Origin of the sequence: Planomonospora parontospora, from assembly GCA_014647935.1 — a bacterium.
In the GTDB taxonomy this organism is placed as follows: Bacteria; Actinomycetota; Actinomycetes; order Streptosporangiales; family Streptosporangiaceae; genus Planomonospora; species Planomonospora parontospora.
The window spans coordinates 132773-158322 of sequence record BMQD01000007.1 but is presented as its reverse complement, the minus strand read 5'-3'; the positions used below and the strand labels follow the sequence as shown (position 1 = coordinate 158322).

The 25550-nt window shown below is 72.7% G+C and carries 23 protein-coding genes; 11 read left to right on the top strand and 12 right to left on the bottom strand.

From position 1 onward, the window contains the following. Positions 1–232: 232 nt before the first annotated feature. From IEZ07_RS13340 to IEZ07_RS13295, 10 genes are all read right to left on the bottom strand, one after another. The gene (locus IEZ07_RS13340; protein WP_068899216.1) at positions 233–601 is read right to left on the bottom strand and encodes a metal-sulfur cluster assembly factor; all 369 of its coding nucleotides are present in this window, start codon (positions 599–601) and stop codon (positions 233–235) included. Between the two features lie 64 nt (positions 602–665). Continuing rightward, complete coding sequence (gene sufU / locus IEZ07_RS13335) at positions 666–1100, bottom strand: Fe-S cluster assembly sulfur transfer protein SufU (protein ID WP_068899213.1); 435 nt, start codon at positions 1098–1100, stop codon at positions 666–668. A gap of 73 nt (positions 1101–1173) precedes the next feature. Beyond that, entirely contained in the window at positions 1174–2436 is a 1263-nt protein-coding gene (locus tag IEZ07_RS13330) for a cysteine desulfurase (protein ID WP_191895169.1), read from the bottom strand. Between the two features lie 94 nt (positions 2437–2530). Continuing rightward, on the bottom strand, positions 2531–3262 hold the full coding sequence (gene sufC / locus IEZ07_RS13325) for a Fe-S cluster assembly ATPase SufC (RefSeq protein WP_204054355.1): 732 nt from the start codon (positions 3260–3262) through the stop codon (positions 2531–2533). 41 nt (positions 3263–3303) lie between these two features. Beyond that, positions 3304–3621: a Rieske (2Fe-2S) protein gene (locus IEZ07_RS13320; protein ID WP_068899209.1), complete on the bottom strand. Its 318-nt coding sequence runs from the start codon at positions 3619–3621 to the stop codon at positions 3304–3306. After that, on the bottom strand, positions 3618–4739 hold the full coding sequence (gene sufD / locus IEZ07_RS13315) for a Fe-S cluster assembly protein SufD (RefSeq protein WP_191895042.1): 1122 nt from the start codon (positions 4737–4739) through the stop codon (positions 3618–3620). Before sufD ends, IEZ07_RS13320 begins: the two co-directional genes overlap by 4 nt. Next, positions 4739–6151 (bottom strand): Fe-S cluster assembly protein SufB, encoded by a 1413-nt coding sequence (gene sufB / locus IEZ07_RS13310; RefSeq protein WP_191895041.1) that lies wholly within the window; start codon positions 6149–6151, stop codon positions 4739–4741. Before sufB ends, sufD begins: the two co-directional genes overlap by 1 nt. Further along, positions 6148–6867 carry a helix-turn-helix transcriptional regulator gene (locus tag IEZ07_RS13305; RefSeq protein ID WP_191895040.1) on the bottom strand — a complete coding sequence of 240 codons (720 nt, stop codon included), beginning with the start codon at positions 6865–6867 and terminating at the stop codon, positions 6148–6150. Before IEZ07_RS13305 ends, sufB begins: the two co-directional genes overlap by 4 nt. Before the next feature lie 105 nt (positions 6868–6972). Then, on the bottom strand, positions 6973–8247 hold the full coding sequence (locus IEZ07_RS13300) for a multidrug effflux MFS transporter (RefSeq protein WP_191895039.1): 1275 nt from the start codon (positions 8245–8247) through the stop codon (positions 6973–6975). A 211-nt stretch (positions 8248–8458) separates the two neighbouring features. Next, complete coding sequence (locus tag IEZ07_RS13295) at positions 8459–9232, bottom strand: VOC family protein (protein ID WP_191895038.1); 774 nt, start codon at positions 9230–9232, stop codon at positions 8459–8461. A 202-nt stretch (positions 9233–9434) separates the two neighbouring features. Between IEZ07_RS13295 and IEZ07_RS13290 the strand changes: the two genes are divergently transcribed. The 6 genes from IEZ07_RS13290 to IEZ07_RS13265 all read left to right on the top strand — a co-directional run bounded on the left by IEZ07_RS13290 (position 9435) and on the right by IEZ07_RS13265 (position 15529). Beyond that, entirely contained in the window at positions 9435–10343 is a 909-nt protein-coding gene (locus IEZ07_RS13290; RefSeq protein WP_189236192.1) for an ABC transporter ATP-binding protein, read from the top strand. Next, complete coding sequence (locus IEZ07_RS13285) at positions 10340–11125, top strand: ABC transporter permease (RefSeq protein WP_191895037.1); 786 nt, start codon at positions 10340–10342, stop codon at positions 11123–11125. The genes IEZ07_RS13290 and IEZ07_RS13285 overlap by 4 nt, the downstream gene beginning before the upstream one ends. Before the next feature lie 123 nt (positions 11126–11248). After that, the gene (locus tag IEZ07_RS13280) at positions 11249–12640 is read left to right on the top strand and encodes a glycosyltransferase family 39 protein (RefSeq protein ID WP_191895036.1); all 1392 of its coding nucleotides are present in this window, start codon (positions 11249–11251) and stop codon (positions 12638–12640) included. A 108-nt stretch (positions 12641–12748) separates the two neighbouring features. Then, on the top strand, positions 12749–13654 hold the full coding sequence (locus IEZ07_RS13275) for an EamA family transporter (protein ID WP_191895035.1): 906 nt from the start codon (positions 12749–12751) through the stop codon (positions 13652–13654). Between the two features lie 65 nt (positions 13655–13719). Beyond that, a complete protein-coding gene (locus IEZ07_RS13270) occupies positions 13720–14718 on the top strand; it encodes a COX15/CtaA family protein (protein ID WP_204054349.1) in 999 nt (332 codons plus the stop codon). A gap of 169 nt (positions 14719–14887) precedes the next feature. Beyond that, positions 14888–15529: a SanA/YdcF family protein gene (locus IEZ07_RS13265; protein WP_239319870.1), complete on the top strand. Its 642-nt coding sequence runs from the start codon at positions 14888–14890 to the stop codon at positions 15527–15529. A gap of 21 nt (positions 15530–15550) precedes the next feature. Here IEZ07_RS13265 and IEZ07_RS13260 read toward each other — a convergent pair whose 3' ends face one another. Beyond that, positions 15551–16756, bottom strand: coding sequence for a PrsW family intramembrane metalloprotease (locus IEZ07_RS13260; protein WP_191895034.1), 1206 nt, complete (start codon positions 16754–16756; stop codon positions 15551–15553). A gap of 98 nt (positions 16757–16854) precedes the next feature. Further along, positions 16855–17808 (bottom strand): heme o synthase, encoded by a 954-nt coding sequence (locus IEZ07_RS13255; RefSeq protein WP_068899179.1) that lies wholly within the window; start codon positions 17806–17808, stop codon positions 16855–16857. Positions 17809–18206: 398 nt separating this feature from the next. On the opposite strand from IEZ07_RS13255, the gene tkt reads away from it, so the two are divergent. The 5 genes from tkt to IEZ07_RS13230 are packed head-to-tail and all read left to right on the top strand — an operon-like array spanning position 18207 to position 25498. Continuing rightward, positions 18207–20240 carry a transketolase gene (tkt, locus tag IEZ07_RS13250; RefSeq protein WP_230882118.1) on the top strand — a complete coding sequence of 678 codons (2034 nt, stop codon included), beginning with the start codon at positions 18207–18209 and terminating at the stop codon, positions 20238–20240. A 2-nt stretch (positions 20241–20242) separates the two neighbouring features. After that, the gene (gene tal / locus IEZ07_RS13245) at positions 20243–21346 is read left to right on the top strand and encodes a transaldolase (protein ID WP_191895032.1); all 1104 of its coding nucleotides are present in this window, start codon (positions 20243–20245) and stop codon (positions 21344–21346) included. A 5-nt stretch (positions 21347–21351) separates the two neighbouring features. After that, positions 21352–22977 carry a phosphoglucose isomerase-related protein gene (locus tag IEZ07_RS13240; protein ID WP_068899174.1) on the top strand — a complete coding sequence of 542 codons (1626 nt, stop codon included), beginning with the start codon at positions 21352–21354 and terminating at the stop codon, positions 22975–22977. Next, positions 22978–24585 carry a glucose-6-phosphate dehydrogenase gene (gene zwf, locus IEZ07_RS13235; protein ID WP_239319867.1) on the top strand — a complete coding sequence of 536 codons (1608 nt, stop codon included), beginning with the start codon at positions 22978–22980 and terminating at the stop codon, positions 24583–24585. It begins immediately after the preceding gene. A 1-nt stretch (position 24586) separates the two neighbouring features. Beyond that, positions 24587–25498 (top strand): glucose-6-phosphate dehydrogenase assembly protein OpcA, encoded by a 912-nt coding sequence (locus tag IEZ07_RS13230; protein ID WP_191895031.1) that lies wholly within the window; start codon positions 24587–24589, stop codon positions 25496–25498. Positions 25499–25550 lie beyond the last annotated feature (52 nt).

Below are 25550 nucleotides of genomic sequence, written 5' to 3'. Positions count from 1 at the left end.
CACCGCACGGGGCGGGTGTAGCTTACCCGCACGCAGTCAAACCACGATCAAGCATTCCCGGCGTTCGCAGTGCCGGGGCGGTCGGGGCGCTCGCCATTGAGGGCGAACGCTTGTCCGTCGGTGGAGACAACGCTCCGCACCGGGCGTTTCTTCCCGGCGCATGGCATTCTCTCACACATTTCGGTACGGCCCGCAACCCGGAAGCCGCGAGCCGTACCGGAGACGAGGTCGCTCAGACGTTGAAACCGAGCATCCGGAGCTGGTCACGGCCCTCGTCGGTGATCTTGTCGGGTCCCCACGGCGGGAGCCAGACCCAGTTGATCTTCACGTCGGAGACCATGCCGTCCAGCGCCGAGTGCGCCTGCTCCTCGATGACGTCGGTCAGCGGGCAGGCCGCGCTGGTCAGCGTCATGTCGATGGTCGCGACCGGCGGCGCCCCGGCCTCCGCGGGGTCGAGGTTGACCCCGTAGATCAGGCCGAGGTCCACCACGTTGATCCCGAGCTCGGGGTCCACGACGTCCTTGAGGGCCTCCATGACCTCGTCAAGGGTCGTCTCCCCGTCGTACGACGCCCCGGTGGGCGTCTCCACGGGCCTGCTCATCGGGCCTCCTTCTCCGGTGTCCGAAAGAGACGGACTCCCCTGTTCGTGACTGGCTCGCTCATGGTCACGCGCTCCTCGCGACCGCGTCCTTGTAGGCCATCCAGGCCAGCAGCGCGCACTTCACCCGGGCCGGGAACTTGGCGACCCCGGCGAACGCCACCGCGTCGCCCAGCACGTCCTCGTCGGCCTCCACCTTGCCCCTGCCCTGCATCAGCCGGGTGAACTCGTCCACCACCGCCAGCGTCTCCTCCACGGTCGACCCGGTGGCCAGCTCGTGCAGGACCGAGGCGGCGGCCTGGCTGATCGAGCAGCCCTGGCCGTCGTAGGAGACGTCCTCGACCTTGCCCCCGTCGCCCAGCTTGACCCGCATGGTGATCTCGTCGCCGCAGGTCGGGTTCACGTGGTGGACCTCGGCGTCGAAGGGGTCGCGCAGACCGCGCCCCTGCGGGTGCTTGTAGTGCTCCAGGATCAGCTCCTGGTACATGGACTCGGCGATCATGGAGTCGCGCTCACCTTCTCGTTCGCTGCGCACGACAGGCCGCCGGCCCACCGGTTCGGCTGCACCGGCATGACTAGGCGAACACCTTCTGCACGTGGTGGAGGCCGCGGACCAGGGCGTCGATCTCGGCCGTTGTGTTGTACAGGTAGAAGGACGCCCGCGTGGTGGCGGGGATCCCGAACCTCAGGTGGAGGGGGCGGGCGCAGTGGTGCCCCACCCGCACGGCCACGCCGAACTCGTCGTCCAGGATCTGGCCGACGTCGTGCGGGTGGACGCCCTGCAGGGTGAAGGAGACCGTGCCGCCCCGGTCCTCCAGGTCCTCCGGCCCGATCACCTTCAGGCCGGGCAGCTCGCGCAGCGCCTGGAGGGCGTAGGCGGTCAGCTCGCGCTCGTGGCGGGCCACCGCGTCCAGACCGACCGCGGACAGGTAGTCCACCGCGGCGCCGAGACCGACGGCCTCGACGATCGGCGGGGTGCCCGCCTCGAACTTGTGCGGCGCAGGCGCGTAGGTCGAGCGGTCCATCCAGACCGCCTCGATCATCTCGCCGCCGCCCAGGAACGGGGGCATGGCCTCCAGCAGTTCCGCGCGGGCCCACAGCACGCCGATCCCGGAGGGGCCGACGGCCTTGTGCCCGGTGAACGCCAGGAAGTCGACGCCCAGCGCGGCCACGTCGACCGGCTTGTGCGGGACCGACTGGGAGGCGTCCAGCATGAGCAGGGCGCCGACCTGCCGGACCCGGGCGAGGATCCGGTCGACGGGGTTGACCGTGCCGAGCACGTTCGACTGGTGCGCGACCGAAACGATCTTCGTGCGCTCGGTGACCAGCTCCTCGATGCCCGACAGGTCCAGGCGGCCCTCGTCGGTGACGGGGAACCACTTCAGGGTCGCACCGGTGCGCGCCGCCAGCATCTGCCAGGGCACGATGTTGGAGTGGTGCTCCATCTCCGAGATGACGATCTCGTCACCGGGCCCCAGGGTGAACCTGGGGTCGGAGTTGGTGGGGTTGCCGAAGGCGTGGGCCACCAGGTTGAGCGCCTCGGAGGCGTTCTTGGTGAAGACGATCTCGTCGCGGTCCGGCGCGCCGACGAAGGCGGCGACCTTGTCCCGGGCGTCCTCGTAGGCCTCGGTGGACTCGGCTCCCAGCGCGTGCATGGCACGGCCGACGTTGCCGTAGTGCATCGACAGGTGCTCGCGCATGGCCTCGATCACCTGGACGGGCTTCTGCGAGGAGTTGCCCGAGTCGAGGTAGACCAGCGGCCTGCCGCCGGGCAGCTCGCGGGAGAGGATCGGGAAGTCCTTCCTGATCCTGTCCACGTCGAACGCAGGAGTGCCCACCGGCCGCTCACCGCTCCCTGTCCCCGTCGTCCCCGTCGTCGTCGCCGTCGTCACGTCGGTCACCGCCGCGTCCTCGCCCGTCCTGTCGATCCGCTCACGCAGAGGCCTTGGTGTACGCCTCGTAGCCCTCCGCCTCGAGCTTGTCGGCGAGCTCGGGACCGCCCTCCTCGACGACCCGGCCGGCGGCGAAGACGTGGACGAAGTCCGGCTTCACGTAGCGCAGGATGCGGGTGTAGTGGGTGATCAGCAGCACGCCGGTCTCGCCGGAGGCGCGGAAGCGGTTGATGCCCTCGGAGACGACGCGCAGGGCGTCGACGTCCAGGCCGGAGTCGGTCTCGTCGAGGACGGCGATCTTCGGCTTGAGCAGCTCGAGCTGGAGGATCTCGTGGCGCTTCTTCTCACCGCCGGAGAAGCCCTCGTTCAGGTTGCGCTGGGCGAAGGCGGCGTCGATGGACAGGGCGTCCATGCCGGCCTTCAGGTCCTTGGCGAACTGGCGGAGCTTGGGGGCCTCGCCGTTCACGGCGGTGACCGCCGAGCGCAGGAAGTTGGAGACGGAGACGCCGGGGACCTCGACGGGGTACTGCATGGCGAGGAACAGGCCGGCGCGGGCGCGCTCGTCCACCGAGAGCTCGAGCAGGTCGACGCCGTCCAGCAGGACCTGGCCGCCGGTGATGGTGTACTTCGGGTGGCCGGCGATCGCGTAGGCGAGCGTGGACTTGCCGGAGCCGTTGGGGCCCATGATGGCGTGGGTCTCGCCGGCCTTCACGGTCAGGTTGACGCCGCGCAGGATCTGCTTGTCCTCGACGGCGACCTGGAGGTCACGGATCTCAAGGGTGGACCCCGAGCGGACTCGGCTCGAATCAGACACTATGACTCCTTCGAGAGCGAGACGAGGACGTCGTCGCCGTCGATCTTGACTCGGTAAACGGGAACGGGCTTGTTGGCGGGCGGGCCGGTGGGCTTGCCCGAGCGCAGGTCGAAGCACGAGCCGTGCAGCCAGCACTCCAGGGTGCCGTCGTAGACCTCTCCCTCGCTGAGCTTGACCTCGGCGTGGGAGCACACGTCGTGCAGCGCGTGGACCTCGCCGCCCTGGCGGACCAGGGCGACGGGGGTGTCGCCGACCTCGACGCCGAGCACTCCCCCGTCGGGGATGTCGGCGAGCTTGCAGACGGTCTCGAACGTCACCGCTCGAGCTCCGCCTCGACCCTGGCGAACACGCGCTCGCGGAGCTCGGGGAGCTCGATCTTCTCCAGCAGCTGCGCGAAGAAGCCCCGGATGACCAGGCGCCGGGCCTCGTCGAACGGGATGCCGCGGGCCTGCAGGTAGAAGATGTGCTCGTCGTCCAGCCGGCCGGAGGCGCTGGCGTGGCCCGCTCCGGCGACCTCACCGGTGAGGATCTCCAGGTTCGGCACCGAGTCGGCGCGGGCGCCGTCGGTGAGCAGCAGGTTGCGGTTGAGCTCGTAGGTGTCGGTGCCCTCGGCCTCGACCCGGATGATCACGTCGCCGATCCAGACCGCGTGGGCGCCCTCGCCCTGCAGCGCGCCCTTGTAGACCACGTTGCTCTTGCAGTTGGGCTGAGAGTGGTCCACCAGCAGGCGGTGCTCCAGGTGCTGGCCGGCGTCCGCGAAGTACAGGCCGGTCAGGTCGGCGTCGCCGCCGGGGGCGGTGTAGGCGACCGACGGCGAGAGCCGCACCAGGTCGCCGCCGAGCGTGACCGCGAAGCTGCGGAAGGTCGCGTCCCTGCCCAGCCGGGCGTGGTGGTGGGAGACGTGCACCGCGTCGTCGGCCCAGTCCTGCAGGCTGACGACCTTCAGCGTGGCGCCGTCGCCGACGACGAACTCGACGTTGTCGGCGTAGACCGCGCTGCCGGTGTGCTCCAGCACGACGACGGCCTCGGCCATCGGCTCCAGCACGACGACGGTGTGGCCGAAGGCCGCGCCCTCGCCCGAGCCGGTGAAGGTGATCACGGTCGGCTCGGAGGCCACCGCCTCGCGCGGGAAGGTGACCACGGTCGCCTTCTCGAAGGAGGCGTAGGCCTGCGCGCTGACCCGGTCGGCCGGCACGTAGGCCGCGCCGATGCGGGCGTCGCCGCGGCCCGCGGTCTCCACCACGGCCTCGGGGGCCGCGTCCACGGTCACCAGCACGTTGCCGGAGGCGGCGGCGGTGCCGTCGTGCAGGCCCTTCAGCCGCGAGAGCGGGGTGAAGCGCCACTCCTCCTCGCGGCCGGTCGGAACCTCGAAGTCGGCCGGGTCGTAGGACGACTTCGCGTGCAGGCTCGACAGGGGTTTGGTTTCCAGGCCCATCAGCCGACGGCCCCTTCCATCTGCAGCTCGATCAGGCGGTTCAGTTCCAGCGCGTACTCCATCGGCAGCTCGCGCGCGATCGGCTCGACGAAGCCGCGCACGATCATCGCCATCGCCTCGTCCTCGCCCAGGCCGCGGCTCATCAGGTAGAAGAGCTGGTCGTCGGAGACCTTGGAGACGGTGGCCTCGTGCCCCATCGACACATCGTCCTCGCGGACGTCGACGTAGGGGTAGGTGTCGGAGCGGCTGATCTGGTCGACCAGGAGCGCGTCGCACTTGACCGTGCTGGCGCTGCCGTGCGCGCCCTCCTCGATCTGGACCAGGCCCCGGTAGGAGGTGCGGCCGCCGCCACGGGCGACGGACTTGGAGATGACCGTGGAGGAGGTGTGCGGAGCCAGGTGCACCATCTTGGCTCCGGCGTCCTGGTGCTGGCCCTCACCGGAGAAGGCGACGCTCAGCGTCTCGCCCTTGGCGTGCTCGCCCATCAGGTAGACGGCCGGGTACTTCATGGTGACCTTGGAACCGATGTTGCCGTCGATCCACTCCATGGTCGCGCCCTCGTACGCCACGGCGCGCTTGGTGACCAGGTTGTAGACGTTGTTCGACCAGTTCTGGATGGTCGTGTAGCGGCAGCGGGCGCCCTTCTTCACGATGATCTCCACGACCGCGCTGTGCAGCGAGTCGGAGGAGTAGATCGGCGCGGTGCAGCCCTCGACGTAGTGGACGTAGGAGTTCTCGTCCACGATGATCAGGGTCCGCTCGAACTGGCCCATGTTCTCGGTGTTGATCCGGAAGTAGGCCTGGAGCGGGATCTCGACGTTGACGTTCGGCGGCACGTAGATGAAGGAGCCGCCGGACCAGGTGGCGGTGTTCAGCGCGGCGAACTTGTTGTCGCCGACCGGGATGACCGAGCCGAAGTACTCCTTGAAGAGCTCCTCGTGCTCGCGCAGGCCCGTGTCGGTGTCGACGAAGATGACGCCCTTCTCCTCGAGGTCCTCACGGATCTTGTGGTAGACGACCTCGGATTCGTACTGGGCGGCGACGCCGGCGATGAGGCGCTGCTTCTCCGCCTCCGGGATGCCGAGCTTGTCGTAGGTGTTCTTGATGTCCTCGGGCAGCTCGTCCCAGGAGGTCGCCTGCTTCTCGGTGGAGCGCACGAAGTACTTGATGTTGTCGAAGTCGATGCCGGAGAGGTCGGCACCCCAGTTGGGCATGGGCTTCTTGCCGAAGAGGCGCAGCCCCTTCAGACGGAGGTCCAGCATCCACTCCGGCTCGTTCTTGAGCGCGGAGATGTTGCGGACGACCTCCTCCGACAGGCCTCGCTTCGCGGCGGCGCCGGCCACATCAGAGTCGGCCCAGCCGAACTTGTAATTCCCGAGGCCTTCCAGCTCCGGGCGGTCGGTGACAGTCACCTTCCGGTCTCCTTGCTCGATTCGTCGATCGTTCTATGACGGGGCGGACTCACGTGGGTGGTGCACACTCCGTCGCCGTGGGCGATGGTCGCGAGCCGCTGCACGGGAGTGCCGAGGATCTGCGCGAACGCCTCCGTCTCGGCCTCGCACAGCTGCGGGAACTCCGCCGCCACGTGCGCCACCGGGCAGTGGTGCTGGCACAGCTGCTCGCCGCCGACCTCGGCCTTGCTCGCCGAGGCGGCGTAGCCGTCGGCCGAGAGCGCCTCGGCCAGGACGCGGACCCGCTGGTCGGCGGGGACCTCGTCCATCCCGGGGCGCAGGCGGCCGACCAGGCCGGACACCTGCGACCGGGCGAAGTCGGCCACGGCCTCCTCGCCCAGGCGGTCGGCGAGGAAGCGCAGCGCGCTCCCCGCCAGGCCGTCGTAGGCGTGCTCGAAGGCGCTGCGCCCGGCGTCGGTGATGGCGAACAGTTTCGCCGGCCGTCCCCGGCCACGCTGTCCGCGGGGCCGCGCCGTACGGGGTTCGATCATCCCGTCGGCGAGCAGCGCGTCCAGGTGGCGGCGGACGGCGGCGGGGGTGAGCCCGAGCCGTTCGCCGAGGGCGGCGGCGGTGATGGGTCCGTGTTCCAGGATGAGCCGGGCGACGCGCGCCCGCGTGCCGCTCTCGGCGGGCACGCCGGAATGCCGCGCTTCGGCGGTCTCCCGAGTGTCCGGCATCCGGTTCACGTATTTCACAACATCAGTGTGGCGTAATTACTTCCCCCCTGCCAAACCGGAGGGACATTCCTTGCCAATGGCATGCATCACGCAGGCAAGGCTTACCTAACCTGCGGAAACACTCCGGCCGGGTCTCCGCAGACCGGTGAAGGAGGCCAGCGCAGCGACGGCGAACACCGCCAGCACGAGGGCCATCGGCAGCGCCGATCCGCCGCCGCCGATGCCCACCAGCGGGGCCGCGAGGCCGCCGAGCGCGAACTGCAGGACGCCCAGCAGCGCCGAGGCGCTCCCGGCGACCTGCTGGGGCTGGTCGGCCAGCGCCAGCGCACCGGTGCCCGGCAGCACCAGGCCGGCGCCGCACATCATCGTGAACAGGCCCGCCACCAGCGCGCCGAGCGGCAGTCCGGCGACGGCCACGACGACCAGCACCGCGCCTCCGGCCACGTAGAGGAACAGCCCCGCCAGGATCAGCCGGACGGGGGTCGCCCGGCGTCCGGCGAGCCGCCCGCCGGCCTGCGCCGCGGCGGTCAGGGCCAGCGCGTTGAGCGCGAACACCAGCGAGTAGGTCTGCGGCGAGGCCCCGTACACCTCCTGGATCACGAACGGGGAGCCGGAGATGTAGGCGAACAGTGCGCCGAACCCCAGGCCGCCGGCGAGCGCGCAGGCCATGAAGGAGCGGTCGCGCAGCAGGTGGCCGAAGGTGATCAGGGTCTGCCGCAGCCCGCCGCGCTCTCGGCTGCCGGCCGGGAGCGTCTCGCGCACGCCGAGGAGCGCCGCGGCCAGCAGCGCGAGCCCCGCGACGCTCAGCACGGCGAAGATGCCCCGCCAGGAGGTGTGCGCGATCAGCTGCGCGCCGAGGATCGGGGCCAGGATCGGGGCGAGCCCGCTGACCAGCAGGAGGGTGGCGAAGATGCGCGCGATGGCGGCGCCCTCGTACAGGTCGCGGACGACGGCGCGCACGATCACCAGTGCGGCGCCGCCCGCGATTCCCTGGAGCAGGCGGGAGCCGATCAGCCCCTCGACCGACGGGGCGAAGGCGCACAGCAGCGAGGCCGCGGCGTAGGCGGCGACGCCGATCGCCAGCGGCCTGCGTCGCCCGAACATGTCGCTGAGCGGACCGGCCACGATCTGACCGGCGGAGACGCCGATGAGGCAGGCGGTAAGGGTGAGCTGCACCTGCGCCTGGCCGGTGCCGAGCTCGGCGGTGATGGCGGGCAGCGCGGGCAGGTACATGTCGATGGAGAGCGGCCCGATCGCCGAGAGGGCGCCCAGGACCAGCAACAGGAGCAGCCCGCCGCGCCGCGCCGCCGCCGGGCGCGCGGCCTCCCGTCCCGCCTCCGGGCGTGCGGACTCCTCCGGTGCGACGTCGGCCGCGGTCATCCTGTTCTCCGTTCCCTCACAGGCCACATTGGGCCCATAGGGGCCGGAAGTCCCCAACGAGATCAGGTCATCCGATATTCCACATATCGGATTTTCTTAAGGGAAGTGCGCTGCGTCACCCGGGCGTCGCGCAGGCGTCGTCCGGGCAGGTCAGGCGGCCGGGCAGGTCAGGCGGCCGGGCAGGTCAGGCGGCCGGGAGCGGTCGGGGCGATCAGCGTCGGTCGGGAGCGATCAGCGCGAAGGGGGCGAACTCCGGGTCCGCCACCACCGCGACCGGCCCCCGGGGGGTGCTCACGTGCTCGGTGAGGACCGAACCGCCCAGCTCGCGGACCTTCGCCACGGTGGCGCCGAGGTCGGCGACCATGAAGTAGGTCAGCCAGTGCGGCGGCACGTCCGGCGGCGCCTGCGGGTCCATCGGCGCCATCCCGGCCACGGACCGGCCGCCCGCCCGCCACTCGGTGTACTCCACGGCGCCCGGGCCGCCGTCCCGGACCTCCCAGCCGAAAACCGCCGGGTAGAAGGCCTTGGCCGCCGCGGTGTCGCGGGTGGCCAGCTCGCTCCAGGCGAACGCGCCCGGTTCGCCGGCGAGCTCGGCGCCCTGCATCTCCAGCGCCTGCCAGGCCATGAAGAAGGCGCCCGAGGGATCCCGGAAGGCGGCGGTCCAGCCGTGCTCGAAGACCTGGGCGGGCTCCAGCACGACCCCACCGCCCGCGGCGCGCACCTTCGCGGCCGTGGCGGCGACGTCGTCGACGGCCACGTGGACGTTCCACATCGAGGGCGCGCCCTCGCCGAAGCTCGGTCCCACCCCCGCCACCGCCCTGCCGCCGAGCGTGAACCGCCCGTAGCCGCCGGAGTCCGGGCGCGGGTCGAAGACCACCTCCCAGCCGAAGACCTCCCGGTAGAACCGCGCCGACAGGGCGACGTCGGTGCTCGACAGGTCGACCCAGCACGGGACGCCGGACCGGTAGCCGCTCCGCTCGGACACTCCGACCCCCCGTCGGTCATGACTCGGACGCGCCCAGCCTGACATGCGCGCGAGGACGGCCCGGCGGGCCGCCGGGGGACTTGGCGGGATCCGCCCGAAGCCTTTTACCGGGCGTGGCGGCCCGCCGCCCGCCGGGCGCGCACCGCCCGGGGCGGACAGGGCGCGAACAGGACCGCCCGGGGGAGTCCCTAAACTCGTGGCCATGGACTCCCCAGCCGTCGAGATCATCGATCTGGTCAAACGGTACGGCCGAACGACCGCGATCGACGGCCTGAGCCTGCGCGCCGGCCGCGGCGCGGTCACCGCCGTCCTCGGCCCCAACGGCGCGGGCAAGACCTCCACCGTCGAGATCTGCGAGGGGTTCCGGCGCCCGGACGGCGGCACGGTCAGCGTGCTCGGCCTCGACCCGGCCCGGCCCGAGCTGCGGGCCCGGGTCGGCGTGATGCTCCAGTCCGGGGGCGTGCCCCCGGCCATGCGCTGCGGCGAGTGGCTGCGGCTGACGGCCCGCTTCTACGCGAACCCGCTCGACCCCGCGGCGCTGCTGGACCGGCTCGGGCTGACCGAGCACGCCCGCACACCGTACCGGAGGCTGTCGGGGGGGCAGCAGCAGCGCGTCTCGCTGGCCGCGGCCGTGATCGGCCGCCCCGAGCTGGTCTTCCTCGACGAGCCGACCGCCGGGCTGGACCCCCAGGCCCGCCACGCCTGCTGGGAGCTGGTCGGCGACCTGCGGGCCGCGGGGGTGTCGGTGGTGCTCACCACCCACCACATGGACGAGGCCGAGAAGCTCTCCGACCACGTGGTGATCATCGACCACGGCCGCGTGGTGGCCGAGGGCACGCCCGCCTCGCTCACCGGCGCCGAGCGGCAGCTGCGCTTCCGCGCCCGCCCCGGGCTCGCCCTCGACGAGCTGCTCACCGCGCTGCCCGCGGGCAGCGCGGCCAAGGAGTCCCCGGCGGGGCACTACATCATCGAAGGGCAGGTCGGCCCCGAGCTGCTGGCGACCGTGACGGCCTGGTGCGCCGCCGAGGGCGTCACCGCCGACGACCTCAGCATCGAGCGCCGCACCCTGGAGGACGTCTTCCTCGAACTGACCGGCCGGGAGCTGCGATGACCACGAACACCCCCGTGCCGGGGCTGGACCTGACGCCCGCCGGCGCCGCCGCGCCGCTGCCCGCCATGGTGCTGGCCCAGGCGGGCGCGGAGATCCGGGCCATGCTGCGCAACGGCGAGCAGCTGCTGCTCACGATGATCATTCCGGTGCTGCTGCTCGTCGGCTTCTCCAGCGCGCCGCTGGTGGACGTCGGCGGCGGCTCCCGGGTGGACTTCACCACCCCCGGCGTGCTCGCGCTGGCGGTGATGTCCACCGCCTTCACCGGCCAGGCCATCGCCACCGGTTTCGAGCGCCGGTACGGCGTGCTCAAGCGGCTGGGCGCGACCCCGCTGTCCCGGACCGGTCTGCTGCTGGCCAAGACGCTCGCGGTGGTGGCGGTCGAAGCCGTGCAGGTCGCGGTCATCGCCGGGGTGGCGTTCGCGCTGGGCTGGCGGCCCGGCGGCTCCCCCCTGGCGGCGCTGGCGCTGATCGCGCTGGGCACCGCCGCGTTCAGCGGCCTCGGCCTGCTGATGGCCGGCACGCTGCGTGCGGAGGCGACCCTCGCCGGGGCGAACCTGGTCTACCTGCTCCTGCTCGGCTGCGGCGGGGTGATCTTCCCGCTCTCGGCCTTCCCCGACGCGGTCGAGCCGGCGCTGGAGCTGCTGCCCATCTCCGCGCTGGCCGGCGGGCTCCGCGCGGCGCTGTCCGACGGCTCGGGCCCGCCCGTCGCCGCGGCGGCCGTCCTGGCGGTCTGGGCGGCCCTCACCCTGGGTCTCGCCTCGCGGACGTTCCGCTGGGAATAGCGTGATCACTCCGCGGGGGCAGGAAAGATCTTTTATCATCCCTCAGTGGTAATCACCGGAACGCGGCGCGCGGCCGCTCCGGCGGCACGACACACGGGGCGAGTTCTCCGGCCGTACGCGGCCGTGGGGATCATTGCAACGGTTGTCGCCGTCGTCGGCTCATCGACGGCCTCCCTGTCATCGGACGAACTGGCCACCCACAGTGCCGCCCGCCGGGGCGCGGCCGGTCTGTGGGAGCTGGCCCAGCACATCGACGGGCACTTCCTGCCCTACTACGCGTTCATGCACCTGTGGCTGGAGTTCGGGCAGGCCGGGTGGTGGATGCGCCTGCCGTCGGCCCTCGCCACCGGCGCGGCCGCGGTGCTCGTGGCCGACCTGGGACGCCGGCTGCACTCCCTGCCCGCGGGACTGCTGGCCGCCGCGGTCTACACGGCCCTGCCCTCCGTCTCCTATCAGGGGCAGAACGCCCGCTCCTACGCGTTCGCCGCGGCCGCGGCCGTCCTGGCCGCCTGGGCGCTGCACCGGGCGGCCGAGGAGCCGGGGCGCCGCCGCCGGTGGGCGGGATACGCCGCGGCCGTCGCGCTGCTCGGCTCCACCCAGGTGTTCGCGCTGCTCACGCTCGCGGCCCACCTGATCGTCGCGGTGCCGTACGGCAGGAGCGTCCTGGTCCGGGCACTGCCCGCGATGGGCGCCGGCTGCCTCCCCGGTGCCGTGTGGCTGGCCGTCGGGTACGCCGAGCGGCACGCCATCAGCTGGATCAGGCTGCCGGAGCCCTCCGTCTTCCTGGCCCTGCCGAAGATGGTCGGCGGCACCCCGGTCGCCGGCTGGATCCTGGTGGGGATCGCCGCGCTCGTGCTGCTCCCCCGCGGACGGCGCGTCCCGGGGAACTGGACGGCGGGCCTGGCGGGCTGGGCGCTGCTCCCGCCCGTCCTGCTGTTCGCCGTCTCCCACCTGGTCGCCCCGGTCTACGTCGACCGCTACCTGTTCGCGACCGTGCCCGCGTACGCGCTGCTGGCCGGTCTCGCGCTCGCCTCGCTCCCCCGGGCCGCCGCGCTGCTCGCCCTGGCGGGCCTCGTCGCGGGCGCCGTCCCCGGACACCTGGGACACCTGGACCTCCGCAGGCCGGACGGGCGCCACGAGAACTTCCCCCGGGCGGTGCGGATCGTCGAGCAGGGGGCGCGGCCCGGCGACGCGATCGTCTACGGGCGCTCCCGGCTGCGGGAGGGGTTCCTCTACTACGGCGGGGAGCGCCTCCCCGACGACGTGCTGCTCAGCGGTACCGCGCCCCTGCCGGACTCCTTCGGCTACCCGGAGCGGGACGACGTCGCCGCGGCGGTCGGGGAACGGCGGCGCGTATGGGTCGTCTGGCCCGGAGGCCCCGAGGCCGCCGCGCGGGCCGGGAGGGTCGGCGCGCTGGTCGGGGCCGGATTCACCCGGGTCAAGGCCTGGCGCACCGGCCGGGTGCCCGGGATGACCGTGGCGCTGTACGCCAGGCGGCCGCCCTCCGGCGGCTGAGCGCGGCCGTCCGCCGGCGGGCTCCCGGCCGGGCCGCGGAAACCGGCGGGACGGCGCACCCCCCGGCCCAGTAAGGTGCATACAGCCATATAGCCCCTGAGGAGTGCGATGACCGCCGAAGCCCTGCCAGGAGCCGCCGAGCCGGGCCGACGCGGCCCGGGAGCCCTGCTGCGGGCCGCCTCCGACGCCGTCCCGCCCTCCGGCCTGGTGCTGCTGGCCATCCTGTCGGTCCAGACCGGCGCGGGCTTCGCCAAGGAGCTCTTCGCGCACCTGCCGCCCAGCGCCGTGGTGCTGCTGCGGATCGGGATGGGCGCGCTGGTCCTGTGCGTGGTGGCCCGGCCCCGGCTGCGCGGGCTCACCCGGGCCGACCTGGGGGTCGGGGTCGCGTTCGGCGCGGCGCTGGGCCTGATGAACATGACGTTCTACGAGGCGCTGGCCCGGCTGCCGATGGGGATCGCGGTGGCCGTCGAGTTCCTCGGCCCGCTCGGTGTGGCGGTGGCCGCCTCGCGGCGCCGCCTGGACCTGCTCTGGGTGGCGCTGGCCGCCTCGGGCATCGCGCTGCTGGCCCCGTGGGGCCAGGCGTCCGGGCTGGACTGGGTCGGGATCGGTTTCGCCCTGGCCGCCGGGGCCTGCTGGGCCGCCTACATCCTGCTCTCGGCCGCGGTGGGGCAGCGCTTCCCGGGCACCGGCGGGGTGTCCTTCGCCATGCTCGTCGCCTTCCTGCTGTCCGCCCCCTTCGGCGTCGCCGCCGGCGGCGCCGACCTGCTCCAGCCGGAGCTGCTGCTGATCGGCCTGGGCGTCGGACTGCTGTCGTCGGTCATCCCCTACTCGATCGAGCTGGAGGCGCTGCGCCGGATGCCCAAGCGGGTGTTCGGCATCCTGATGAGCCTGGAGCCGGCCATGGCCGCCCTGGTCGGCCTGCTCGTCCTGGGCGAGATCCTCGACGTGCGCGAGTGGGCCGCCATCGGCTGCGTGGTCATCGCCAGCATGGGCGCCACCCGCGCCGCACGCTGACCCCGGGCCGCCCCCTCCCCGGGCCAGAGGCGGGACCACCGCACCCGCCGCCTACCATGTGACCCGTGAAAGAGCTCCCCGACCGGCCCGCCCGGCGTGCCGTGCACCCCTTCCTGAGCCTGTGGTCGCCCACGGCCGCCACCATGCGTCTGTGGGCCCTGGCCGCGGTGGCCGTCAACGCGGGCATCACGGTGACGGGCGCGGTGGTGCGGGTGACCGGGTCGGGGCTGGGCTGCCCCACCTGGCCCCGCTGCACCCCGGACAGCTTCGTCCCGGCCGCCCACGACGGGATCTCGCCGCTCAACACGGCGATCGAGTTCGGCAACCGGCTGCTGACCTTCCTGGTGCTGGTCGTGGCGGTGGCCTGCGTGATCGCCGCGCGCCGCCTGCCGGAGCACCGGAGCGGCCTGGTCCGGCTGGCCTGGATCCAGCCGTTCGGCGTGGCCGTCCAGGCCTTCTGGGGCGGCGTGGTGGTGCACAGCGCGCTCAACCCGGTCACCGTGAACGTGCACTTCCTGTTCTCCGTCGGGATGATGGCCGCGGCCTGCCTGCTGTACGCCCGCGCCGGGGAGGGCGACGCCCCGCCGGAGCCGCTGGTCCACCCCCGCATCCGCACGCTCGGCTCCGTCCTGGTCGGCGCCGTGCTCACGCTGATCGTCGCGGGCATGGTGGTGACCGGCACCGGCCCCCACTCCGGGGACGAGCTGGCCTCCCGGTTCCCCTTCGACATCGAGACCGTGGCCAGGATCCACGCCGACGCCGCCTACCTCGTGGTGGGCCTGACCTTCGCGCTGACCTTCGCGCTGCACGTGACCGGCGCGTCCGGCCCCGCGCGGCGGGCGGCGCTGACGCTGCTGGCCGTGGAACTGGCCCAGGGGGTCGTCGGCTACGTCCAGTACTTCCTGGCGGTGCCCGCGTTCCTGGTCGGCCTGCACGTGCTCGGCTCGACCCTGGTGTGGATCTGCACCCTGCGGGTGGTCTTCGCGCTCCGCTCCCGGGGCCCGGCGGACGCGCCCGCCGCCGCGCCCGCCGGAGCGTCCGCGCCGGACGCCGTACGTGCGTGACCCCGGAGACGGACCCGTGCCCCGGCCCGCGCCCCCTTCTGCGCCCCCTTCTGCGCCTCGGCTCGGTGGCCCGGTCCGGTGGCTGCGCCGTACGGCCGCGCGCGTCGCATCCCTGCCGGCGTCCGTCCGGGCGTCCCGCACGGCGCTGCGCCGCTGCTACCAGGCGGCGGTGGCGCTGAGCGTGCTGGCGGTCGCCCCGCTCACCTGGGCCTGGCTGACCAGTTCCGGCCACCGGGTGGTGGCCGGCTCCTCCCCCGGCTGGACCGCCGAGGTGCCGCGGGCGCCCGTCGCGCTGGTGCTGGGCGCGGCCGTGCACGGCGGCCACCCCTCCCCCATGCTGGCCAGGCGGCTGGACATCGCCGCCGAGCTGTACCGGGCCGGCCGGGTGCGGGCGCTGCTGCTCTCCGGTGACAACGGCCGCCGCGGCTACGACGAGCCGACCGCGATGCGCGACTACCTGCTCGCCCGCGGGGTGCCCGGCCGGGCCCTGGTGCTCGACTACGCGGGCTTCGACACCTGGGACTCCTGCGTGCGCGCCCGCGACGTGTTCGGCGCCACCCGGCTGACCGTGGTCACACAGCGCTTCCATCTGCCCCGGGCCGTGGCGCTGTGCCGCGCGGCGGGTCTGGAGGCCTCCGGCGCCGGGGACGACTCCGCCCGGCGGTGGGCCTCGACCACCTACGCCTACGCGGTCCGCGAGTTCGGGGCGGCGGCGAAGGGCTTCCTGGACGCGGTGGTCCTGCGCTCCGAGCCGGTCTTCCCCGGTCCCCGGGAGACCACCCTGGAAGCCGCGCTCCGCGCGGGGAGCTGACCTGCGGAGCCCTGCGAAGCCTTACGGGGAGGGAGCCTGCCCGCCGGGCGGGCGGCTCCAGGGGGTCGCCTCGGGCGCCTGCCCCCGGGCCGGGACCGGCGCCGCCGCCACCGGGAAGTTGCGGCGGGCCTCGGCCATGCACTGCAGCAGTGCGTACTGCTCCTCGTTGAAGGTCTGCTCGCCGATCGTCCGGTGCGCGGCCCGCTCGTGCAGCAGGCCGAGCTCGGTGGCGGCGAGCTGGTAGTCGGTCATCGCCCGCAGCCCCGCGCGCCCGCCGTTCGTCCTGGCCCAGTGCCGGGCCTGGCGGCGGCCGGGCAGCGAGGAGAGCATGTAGACGTCCTGCGGGGCGACCAGCCCGGTCGCCTGGTAGGCGGGCAGGTAGTTCTGGATCAGGCCGACGATGCGCCTGCGGTCGCGGACCACCACGCCGATGAGCACCAGCAGCACGACCATCAGCAGCAGGTAGGCGCCGGCCAGCCCGGTGAGCCCGGCATAGAGCGTGAAACCGTTCCAGATGCCGTGCAGCAGCATCGCGCCGACCCAGCCCGCCGCGATGACGCTCACCTGCCCCGGACGGTTGCGCTGGGCGGCGTAGGCCACCGCGATGCCGATCATCGAGGTGAACAGCGGGTGCGCGAACGGCGAGAGCACGCCGCGCAGCACGGCGGTCACCGCCAGGCCGCGCGCGCCGGTTTCGCCGAGGGCGCTCACGTAGTAGCTGACGTTCTCGCTCATCGCGAAGCCGAGGCCGACCATGCTGGCGTAGATGACGCCGTCGGTGGGCCCGTCCAGCTCCGCCCGCCTGAACCTGAGCAGGCCCAGCAGGACCAGGCCCTTCATGGTCTCCTCGACCACCGGGGCGCCGAACGTCGCGGCGAGGTTGCGCGCCTCGGTCTGCTCGAGCATCGCCGACTGCCACAGGTAGAGCAGGTTCAGGGAGTTGACCACGCCCGCCACCAGGACGGCCACGCCCGCGCCCCAGGCGAAGGCGAAGACCAGGTTGCCGCGCGGCTCGGGCTCCATCCGGTCCAGCGCGAGCACCGCCGCCAGCAGCACCGGGACCGGGGCCAGCGCCAGGGCCAGGGCGATGAGGAAGTGCACCGGGTCGCCGTCGCGCAGGTCGAAGGAGAACGAGACCAGCGCGCACAGCCCGGTCGCGACGAGCCCGGCGATCAGCCCGACGGACGGGCGGTCCTTGAACACCCATCGGGGATCGCGGCTCGCCATGGGGCAACGGTAACCGATCAGCCGGAGGCTGTCCCCCCGCCCGCCCGTCCACCTGCGGCCCTGCCGCCGGCGGGGGCCCTCGGCGGGGCGCGGCCGGCTCAGACGAGCATCGAGTCGATCGCGACGGCGAGGAAGAGCAGCGCCAGGTAGGCGTTGGACCAGTGGAAGAAGCGCATCGGGCGCAGGTCCACCCCGGTCTTGCCGGCGTTGACCCGGCCCAGCAGGCTGTGGACCTCCCACAGGCAGGCGGCGCCGAGCACCGCGGCCACCGCGGGGTAGAGCGGGGTGGTGCCCGCGAGCGGCCACAGCAGCAGCGAGCAGAGCACGGTCGCCCAGGTGTAGACGATGCTCTCCAGCACCACGCGGCGCTCGGTGGCGACCACCGGGAGCATCGGGACCTTCGCCGCGGCGTAGTCCTCCTTGTAGCGCATGGCCAGGGTCCAGGTGTGCGGGGGCGTCCAGAAGAACACCACGCCGAACAGCACCACGGGCGCCCAGTCCAGGCGGCCGGTGACCCCGGCCCAGCCGATCAGCACCGGCATGCAGCCGGCGATGCCGCCCCACACCACGTTCTGGGCGGTGCGCCGCTTGAGGATCATCGAGTAGACGAGGACGTAGAAGAGGTTCGCGGCGAGCGAGAGCCCGGCCGCCAGCCAGTTCACCGTCAGGCCGAGGCCGAGGGTCGACACGACGCCGAGGACGACGCCGAAGACCAGCGCGTTGCCGGGCGGCACCTGGTCGCGGGCCAGGGGGCGACGGCGGGTGCGGCGCATCGCGGCGTCGATGTCGCGGTCGATGTAGCAGTTCAGCGCGTTCGCGCTGCCCGCCGAGAGGGTGCCGAACACCAGCGTGTTGACGGCGGTCCACAGCGGCGGCAGGCCCTTGGCCGCCAGGAACATCACCGGCAGCGTCGTGATCAGCAGCAGCTCGATGATCCGCGGCTTGGTCAGCGCGACGTAGGCCTTGACCACGTCGCCGAGCGAGCGCGGCGCGGCGCCCGGTGCCGCGCTCTCCTGGAGCGGGGCCGTCGGTTGCTTGTCGGTCAGCACCATCTAGGGCGCTTCCAGCACGTGCGGGGTCAACTGCTCAACCTCGTGATCGACGACGCGGGTCCGTGAATGCGGGCACCAGCCAGCTTGTGGACTCACTGTAGTTGCAGCAGGGGGCGGTCCCGGCACGGGGGTGCGAAGCCCGCCGGGGCGCCGCGATGGGATCCCTTCCGCTGGGTAGGTCACCGGTGCCGCTCACGACTCCCGCGACCGCGCTCCGGCTGGGCCTACGCCACGGTAGCAAGGTCGAACCGTTAGGGTCCGTTGTGGGCGGGAAATGCCAACCGGCGCCACCAACACGACTAGATCCGGAGATCGAGCACTTGAGCAGCGAACTCGTGCCAGCCCTCGAATGGAGCGACCTGGACCGCCGTGCGGTCGACGTCGTCCGGGCCCTGGCGATGGACGCGGTAGAGAAGGCGGGGTCGGGCCACCCCGGCACCGCGATGAGCCTGGCCCCCGCCGCATACCTGCTTTTCCAGCACGTGATGCGACACGACCCCTCCGACCCGGCGTGGGTCGGCCGGGACCGCTTCGTGCTGTCCTGCGGCCACTCCAGCCTGACCCTGTACATCCAGCTCTACCTGTCGGGTTACGGGCTCACCCTGCACGACCTGGAGATGCTGCGCCAGTGGGAGAGCCTGACCCCGGGCCACCCCGAGCACGGCCACACCGCCGGTGTGGAGACCACCACCGGCCCGCTCGGCCAAGGCATCGGCAACGCGGTCGGCATGGCCATGGCCGCCCGCCGCGAGCGCGGCCTGTTCGACCCGGACACCGCGCCGGGCGCCTCGCCGTTCGACCACATGGTCTGGTGCTTCGCCTCCGAGGGCGACATCGAGGAGGGCATCAGCCACGAGGTCAGCGCGCTGGCCGGCCACCAGAAGCTGGGCAACCTGGTCGTCGTCTTCGACAGCAACCACATCTCCATCGAGGACGACACCCAGATCGCGCTGAGCGAGGACGTCCTGGCGCGCTACGAGGCGTACGGCTGGCACGTGCAGACCGTCGACTGGACCCGGACGGGCGACTACGTCGAGGACGTCCAGGAGCTGTACGACGCGCTGGAGGCGGCCCGCGCCGTCACCGACAAGCCGTCCTTCATCCGGCTGCGGACCATCATCGGCTGGCCCTCGCCCGGCAAGCAGAACACCGGCAAGATCCACGGCGCGGCGCTCGGCGACGAGGAGATCGCCGCGACCAAGAAGATCATGGGCATGGACCCGGAGAAGTCCTTCGACGTCCCGGCCGAGGTGCTGGAGCACGCCCGGCGGGTCGTCCAGCGCGGCCGCGCCGCCCGCGCCGAGTGGGACAAGGCCTACGCCTCCTGGCGGGAGTCCGCCCCCGAGCGCGCCGAGCTGTTCGACCGGATCTCCCGGAAGGAGCTCCCGGACGGCTGGTACAAGGCGCTGCCGACCTTCGAGACCGGCTCCTCGGTGGCCACCCGCAAGGCCTCCGGCGAGGTGCTCAGCGCCCTCGCGCCGGTCCTGCCCGAGCTGTGGGGCGGCTCGGCCGACCTGGCCGAGTCCAACAACACCACGATGAAGGGCGAGCCGTCCTTCATCCCCGAGGAGCACCAGACCAAGGCCTTCCCGGGCGGCCCGTACGGCCGGACGCTGCACTTCGGCATCCGCGAGCACGGCATGGGCGCGATCCTCAACGGCATCGCGCTGCACGGCGGCACCCGCCCCTACGGCGGCACGTTCCTGGTCTTCAGCGACTACATGCGCCCCGCCGTACGGCTCGCGGCGCTGATGAAGCTGCCGGTCACCTACGTGTGGACGCACGACTCCATCGGCCTGGGCGAGGACGGCCCGACCCACCAGCCGGTCGAGCACCTGTGGGCGCTGCGCGCGATCCCGGGCCTGGACGTGGTCCGCCCGGCGGACGCCAACGAGACCGCCGCCGCCTGGCGGGTCGTGCTGGAGCACACCGACCGCCCCGCCGCACTGGCGCTCACCCGGCAGAACCTGCCGGTCTACGAGGGCACCGCGGACTCCTGCAAGGTCGCCAAGGGCGGCTACGTCCTGCAGGACGCCTCCGACGGCCAGCCGCGGGTGATCCTGATCGCCACCGGCTCGGAGGTCGAGCTGGCCGTCGAGGCGCGCAAGGTCCTGGAGGCCGAGGGCGTGCCGACGCGGGTCGTGTCGATGCCGTGCGTCGAGTGGTTCCACGCCCAGGACGCCGCCTACCGGCAGACCGTGCTGCCGCCGGCGGTGCGCGCGCGCGTCGCCGTGGAGGCGGGCATCGCGCTGGGCTGGCGGGAGTTCGTCGGGGACGACGGGGTAGTGGTGAGCCTGGAGCACTTCGGCGCGTCGGCCCCCTACCGCACCCTCTTCCAGCAGTTCGGCCTCACCGCCGAGCGCGTGGTGGCCGCAGCGAAGGGAAGCCTCGCGAAGACCGGGGCCGACAAGGGCGAGACGACGGGAAACTGATCATGAGCGAGATCCTGAAGAGCCTCTCCGGCCACGGCGTTTCCATCTGGCTGGACGACATCAGCCGCGAGCGCCTGCGCACCGGCAACCTGGAGTCCCTCATCCGGGACAAGGGCGTGGTCGGCGTCACCTCCAACCCGACGATCTTCGCCTCGGCGCTGAGCAAGGGCGACGCCTACGACACGCAGCTGCACGACCTGGCCGTGCGCGGCGTGGACGTGGAGGAGGCGGTGCGCGCCATCACCACCTACGACATCCGCTGGGCCGCCGACGTGCTGCGCCCGGTCTACGACGTCACCGGCGGCGTGGACGGCCGGGTCTCCATCGAGGTGGACCCGCGCCTGGCCAGGAGCACCGACAAGACGATCGCCGAGGCGCGCGCGCTGTGGTGGATGGTCGACCGGCCCAACCTGTTCATCAAGATCCCGGCGACGCTCGAGGGCCTGCCCGCGATCACCCAGGCCATCGCGGAGGGCATCAGCGTCAACGTCACGCTGATCTTCTCCCTGGAGCGCTACCGCGCCGTGATGGACGCCTGGCTGACCGGTCTGGAGCAGGCCAAGGCCGCCGGGCTGAACCTGGCCGGCATCGAGTCCGTGGCCTCCTTCTTCGTCAGCCGCGTCGACACCGAGATCGACAAGCGCCTGGAGGCGGCCGGCACCCCCGAGGCGAAGGCGCTCAAGGGCAAGGCGGCGGTCGCCAACGCCCGCCTGGCCTTCGCCGCCTTCGAGGAGGTCGTGAACTCGCCGCGCTGGCAGGCGCTGCAGGCCGCCGGGGCGCGTCCCCAGCGCCCGCTGTGGGCCTCCACCGGCACCAAGGACCCGAGCTACCCCGACACCCTCTACGTCGACGAGCTGGTCACCGCCGGGACGGTCAACACCCTGCCGGAGAAGACCCTCGACGCCGCCGCCGACCACGGCCGGATCACCGGCGACACGATCCGCCCCTTCTACGAGGAGGCCTGGAACACCATGGCCGCGCTCAAGGAGGCCGGCATCGACTACGACGACGTCGTGCGGGTGCTGGAGGAGGAGGGCGTGGAGAAGTTCGAGGCCTCCTGGAACGAGCTCCTGGCCACCGTCACCGCCGAGCTGCGGAAGGCGTGAGCCGCATGGCAGTCTCCGTGACGTTCAACGAGGACCGCCTGGCCGAGCAGGCCGCCGAGACGGTCCGGGCACTCGTCGCCGACGGGGTGCACGAGCGCCTGGCCGCGGGCGACGCCGCGCTGTGGGGCGAGGAGGCCCGGGCCGAGGCGGCCGTCCGGCTGGGCTGGCTCACCCTCCCCCTCACCAGCCGGGAGCTGCTCCCCGAGATCGGCATCCTGGTCGAGCGGGCCCGGGCGCAGGGCCTGGACCACGTGGTCCTGGCCGGCATGGGCGGCTCCTCGCTCGCCCCCGAGGTCATCTGCACCACCGCCGACGTGCCGCTGACGGTGCTCGACACCACCGACCCGGCCCAGGTCCGCCGCGCCCTGGCCGACCGGCTGGAGCGCACCATCGTCGTGGTGGCCAGCAAGAGCGGCGGCACGGTCGAGACCGACAGCCACCGCCGGATCTACGAGCAGGCCTTCCGCGACGCCGGGATCGACCCGGCCGAGCGGATCGTCGTGGTCACCGACCCGGGTTCGCCGCTGGAGCAGGCCGCCATCGAGGCGGGCTACCCAGTCATCCTCGCCGACCCCAACGTGGGCGGGCGCTACAGCGCCCTGTCGGCGTTCGGCCTGGTGCCCAGCGCGCTGGCCGGGGCCGACGTGCTGAAGCTGCTCGACGACGCCGCCGCGGTGCAGCCGCTGCTCGCGCAGGCCGAGGGCAACCCCGGCCTGGAGCTCGGCGCCGCCCTGGGCGCCGCCGCGCTGGCCGGGCGCGACAAGCTGGTCCTCGAGGACAGCATGTCGGAGATCAACGGCCTGCCCGACTGGATCGAGCAGCTGGTCGCCGAGTCCACCGGCAAGTCCGGCAAGGGCATCCTGCCGGTCGTCGGCGCCGACCCGAACGACTCCGACGACGAGCTGGTCGCCGGGATCGACTCCGACGGCTCGGTGACCGTCGCCGGCCCGCTGGGCGCGCAGTTCCTCGTCTGGGAGTACGCCACCGCGGTCGCCGGCCGGGTCCTCGGCATCGACCCGTTCAACCAGCCGAACGTGACCGAGTCCAAGGAGAACACCAACCGGCTGCTGGCGGCCGGCGAGCTGCCGGTCGGCGCGCCGGCGCTGGTCGACGGCCCCGTCGAGGTGTACGGCGAGGGCCTGGAGGACGCCAAGGACCTGTCCGAGGTGTTCACCCGGCTGCTGCAGGACATCCCGGACGACGACGGCTACCTGGCGGTCATGGCCTACCTCGACCGGGAGGCGGCCTTCGACGTCCCCGTGGCCGAGGACGCCTCGTTCGAGGCCATGACCGACGCGTGGAGCGCGGCCGACCCGGCCACGCTGCGCGGCCTGCTCGCCGTGCGGACCGACCGGCCCGTCACCTTCGGGTGGGGCCCCCGGTTCCTGCACTCCACCGGCCAGTACCACAAGGGCGGCCCGCAGAACGGCGTGTTCCTGCAGATCACCGGGGCGGTCGAGGCCGATCTGGAGGTGCCGGGCAAGCCGTACACCCTGGGCCGGCTCCAGATGGCGCAGGCGCTGGGCGACCAGGGCGCGCTGACCGGCCGGGCCCGCCCGACCGTGCGGCTGCACCTGACCGACCGCGCGGCCGGGGTCGCGCGCCTGCTCGCGGCAGCGCGGGAGGTCTGAATGGCCGAGCAGGAGCAGCCGACCCGTCCCGAGGAGACCGTGGCCGCCGCCTCGGCGGCCGCGGTCACCGGCACCACCGAGGAGGTCGTGGCGGCCAACCCGCTGCGCGACCCCCGCGACAAGCGCCTGCCGCGTGTGGCGGGACCGTGCGTGCTGGTCCTGTTCGGCGTGACGGGTGACCTGGCGCGCAAGAAACTGCTCCCGGCGATCTACGACCTGGCGAACCGGGGGCTGCTCCCCCCGGGCTTCTCCCTGGTCGGTTTCGCCCGCCGCGACTGGGCCGACCAGGACTTCGCGAAGCTGACGTACGACGCGGTCAAGCAGCACGCGCGCACGCCGTTCCGCGAGGAGGTCTGGAGGCAGCTGTCGGAGGGCATCTTCTTCTGCCCCGGCGAGTTCACCGACGACGGCGCGTTCGACGCGCTGGCGATGATGCTCAAGGAGATCGACGAGACCCGGGGCACCGGCGGCAACTACGGGTTCTACCTGTCGGTGCCGCCGAGGTTCTTCCCGGTCGTGGTCGAGCAGCTCAAGCGGACCGACCTGGCGCACGGCCCCGCGGGGGCCTGGCGCCGGGTGGTCATCGAGAAGCCGTTCGGGCACGACCTGAAGAGCGCCCACGAGCTCAACGCGATCACCAGCGCGGTCTTCCCGGAGAGCTCGGTGTTCCGCATCGACCACTACCTGGGCAAGGAGACCGTCCAGAACGTCATGGCGCTGCGCTTCGCCAACAACCTGTTCGAGCCGATCTGGAACCGCGGTTACGTCGACCACGTCCAGATCACGATGGCCGAGGACATCGGCATCGGCGGCCGGGCGGGTTACTACGACGGCATCGGCGCGGCCCGCGACGTGATCCAGAACCACCTGCTCCAGCTGCTGGCGCTGGTCGCGATGGAGGATCCGACCTCCTTCGACGCCGACTCGCTGCGCCGGGAGAAGGAGAAGGTGCTCAAGGCGGTGCAGCTCCCGCAGGACCTGTCGCTGTCCACCGCCCGCGGGCGGTACGCCGCGGGCTGGCAGGGCGGTGAGCCGGTCGTCGGCTACACCGAGGAGGAGGGCATCCCCGCCGACTCGATCACCGAGACCTACGCCGCGATCAAGCTGGAGATCGCCAACCGCCGCTGGGCGGGGGTCCCGTTCTACCTGCGCACCGGCAAGCGGCTGGGCCGCCGGACGACCGAGGTCGCCGTGGTGTTCCAGAAGGCGCCGCACCTGCCGTTCAGCAAGGACGACACCGAGATCCTGGGGCACAACGCCCTGGTCATCCGGGTCCAGCCGGACGAGGGCATCACGGTGCGGTTCGGCTCCAAGGTGCCGGGCACCGCGATGGAGGTCCGGGACGTCTCGATGGACTTCGCCTACGGCGAGTCGTTCATGGAGTCCTCCCCCGAGGCCTACGAGCGGCTGCTGCTGGACGTGCTGATCGGTGACCCGCCGCTCTTTCCGCACCAGCGCGAGGTGGAGCTGTCGTGGAAGATCCTCGACCCGATCGAGGAGTTCTGGGCCTCGCAGGGGCCTCCGGAGGACTACCCGGCGGGCAGCTGGGGCCCGGCCTCGGCCGACGAGATGATGGCCCGCGACGGGCGCGTCTGGAGGAGACTCTGAGATGACGAGCTTCATGCTCACCGACACGACCGCGTCGAAGATCTCCTCCCAGCTCACCCACCTCCGCCACCAGCTGGGCAGCCCGGCGGTCGGCATGGTGCTGACCCTGGTGGTGGTCTGCGACGAGGGCAGTCAGTACGACGCGGTGCGCGCCGCGACCGAGGCCGCCCGCGAGCACCCCTCGCGGATCCTGGTCGTCATCACCCGCGACGAGACCGAGCCGAACCGGCTGGACGCGGAGCTGCGGGTCGGGGAGAGCACGCCGGGCGAGGTGATACTGCTCCGGCTGTACGGCGAGCTGACCCGGCACGCCGACTCGGTGGTCAGCCCTCTGCTGCTCACCGACACGCCGGTGGTCGCCTGGTGGCCGAAGGAGTCCCCGGAGGTCCCGGCCGAGGACCCGGTGGGGGCGCTCGCCCAGCGCCGGATCGTCGACGCCCGTGCGGCGACGCCGTCGGTGCGGGCGATCGCGAGCCGGGCCCGGAGCTACGTGCCGGGCGACACCGACCTGGCGTGGACCCGGCTGACGCCCTGGCGGAGCCTGCTGGCCGCCGCGTTCGACCAGCCGGTGGGCAAGGTCAGGAAGGGCGTGGTGGAGGCCTCGCCCGACCACTCCAGCGCCCCGCTGCTGGCCGCCTGGCTCGGTGAGCGGCTGGGCGTCCCGGTGAAGGTGGCGGAGTCCGGCGGCCCCGGCCTGACCACGGTCAAGCTGACCACCGCCGAGGGCGACATCGTCATCACCCGCTCCGACGCGCGGCTGGCCACGCTGTCCCGCCCGGGGCAGCCGGACCGCCAGGTGGCCCTGACCCGGCGTCCGACGGCGGAGCTGCTCGCCGAGGAGCTGCGCCGCCTGGACCCGGACGAGGTCTACGAGGCCGCGGTCCGGCGGGTCGCCCGCACGAGCAAGTCGTGACGGAGGGCGTCCCGCGGCAGGTCCGCGGGGCGCCCTCCCGCCGGGGCGTTCC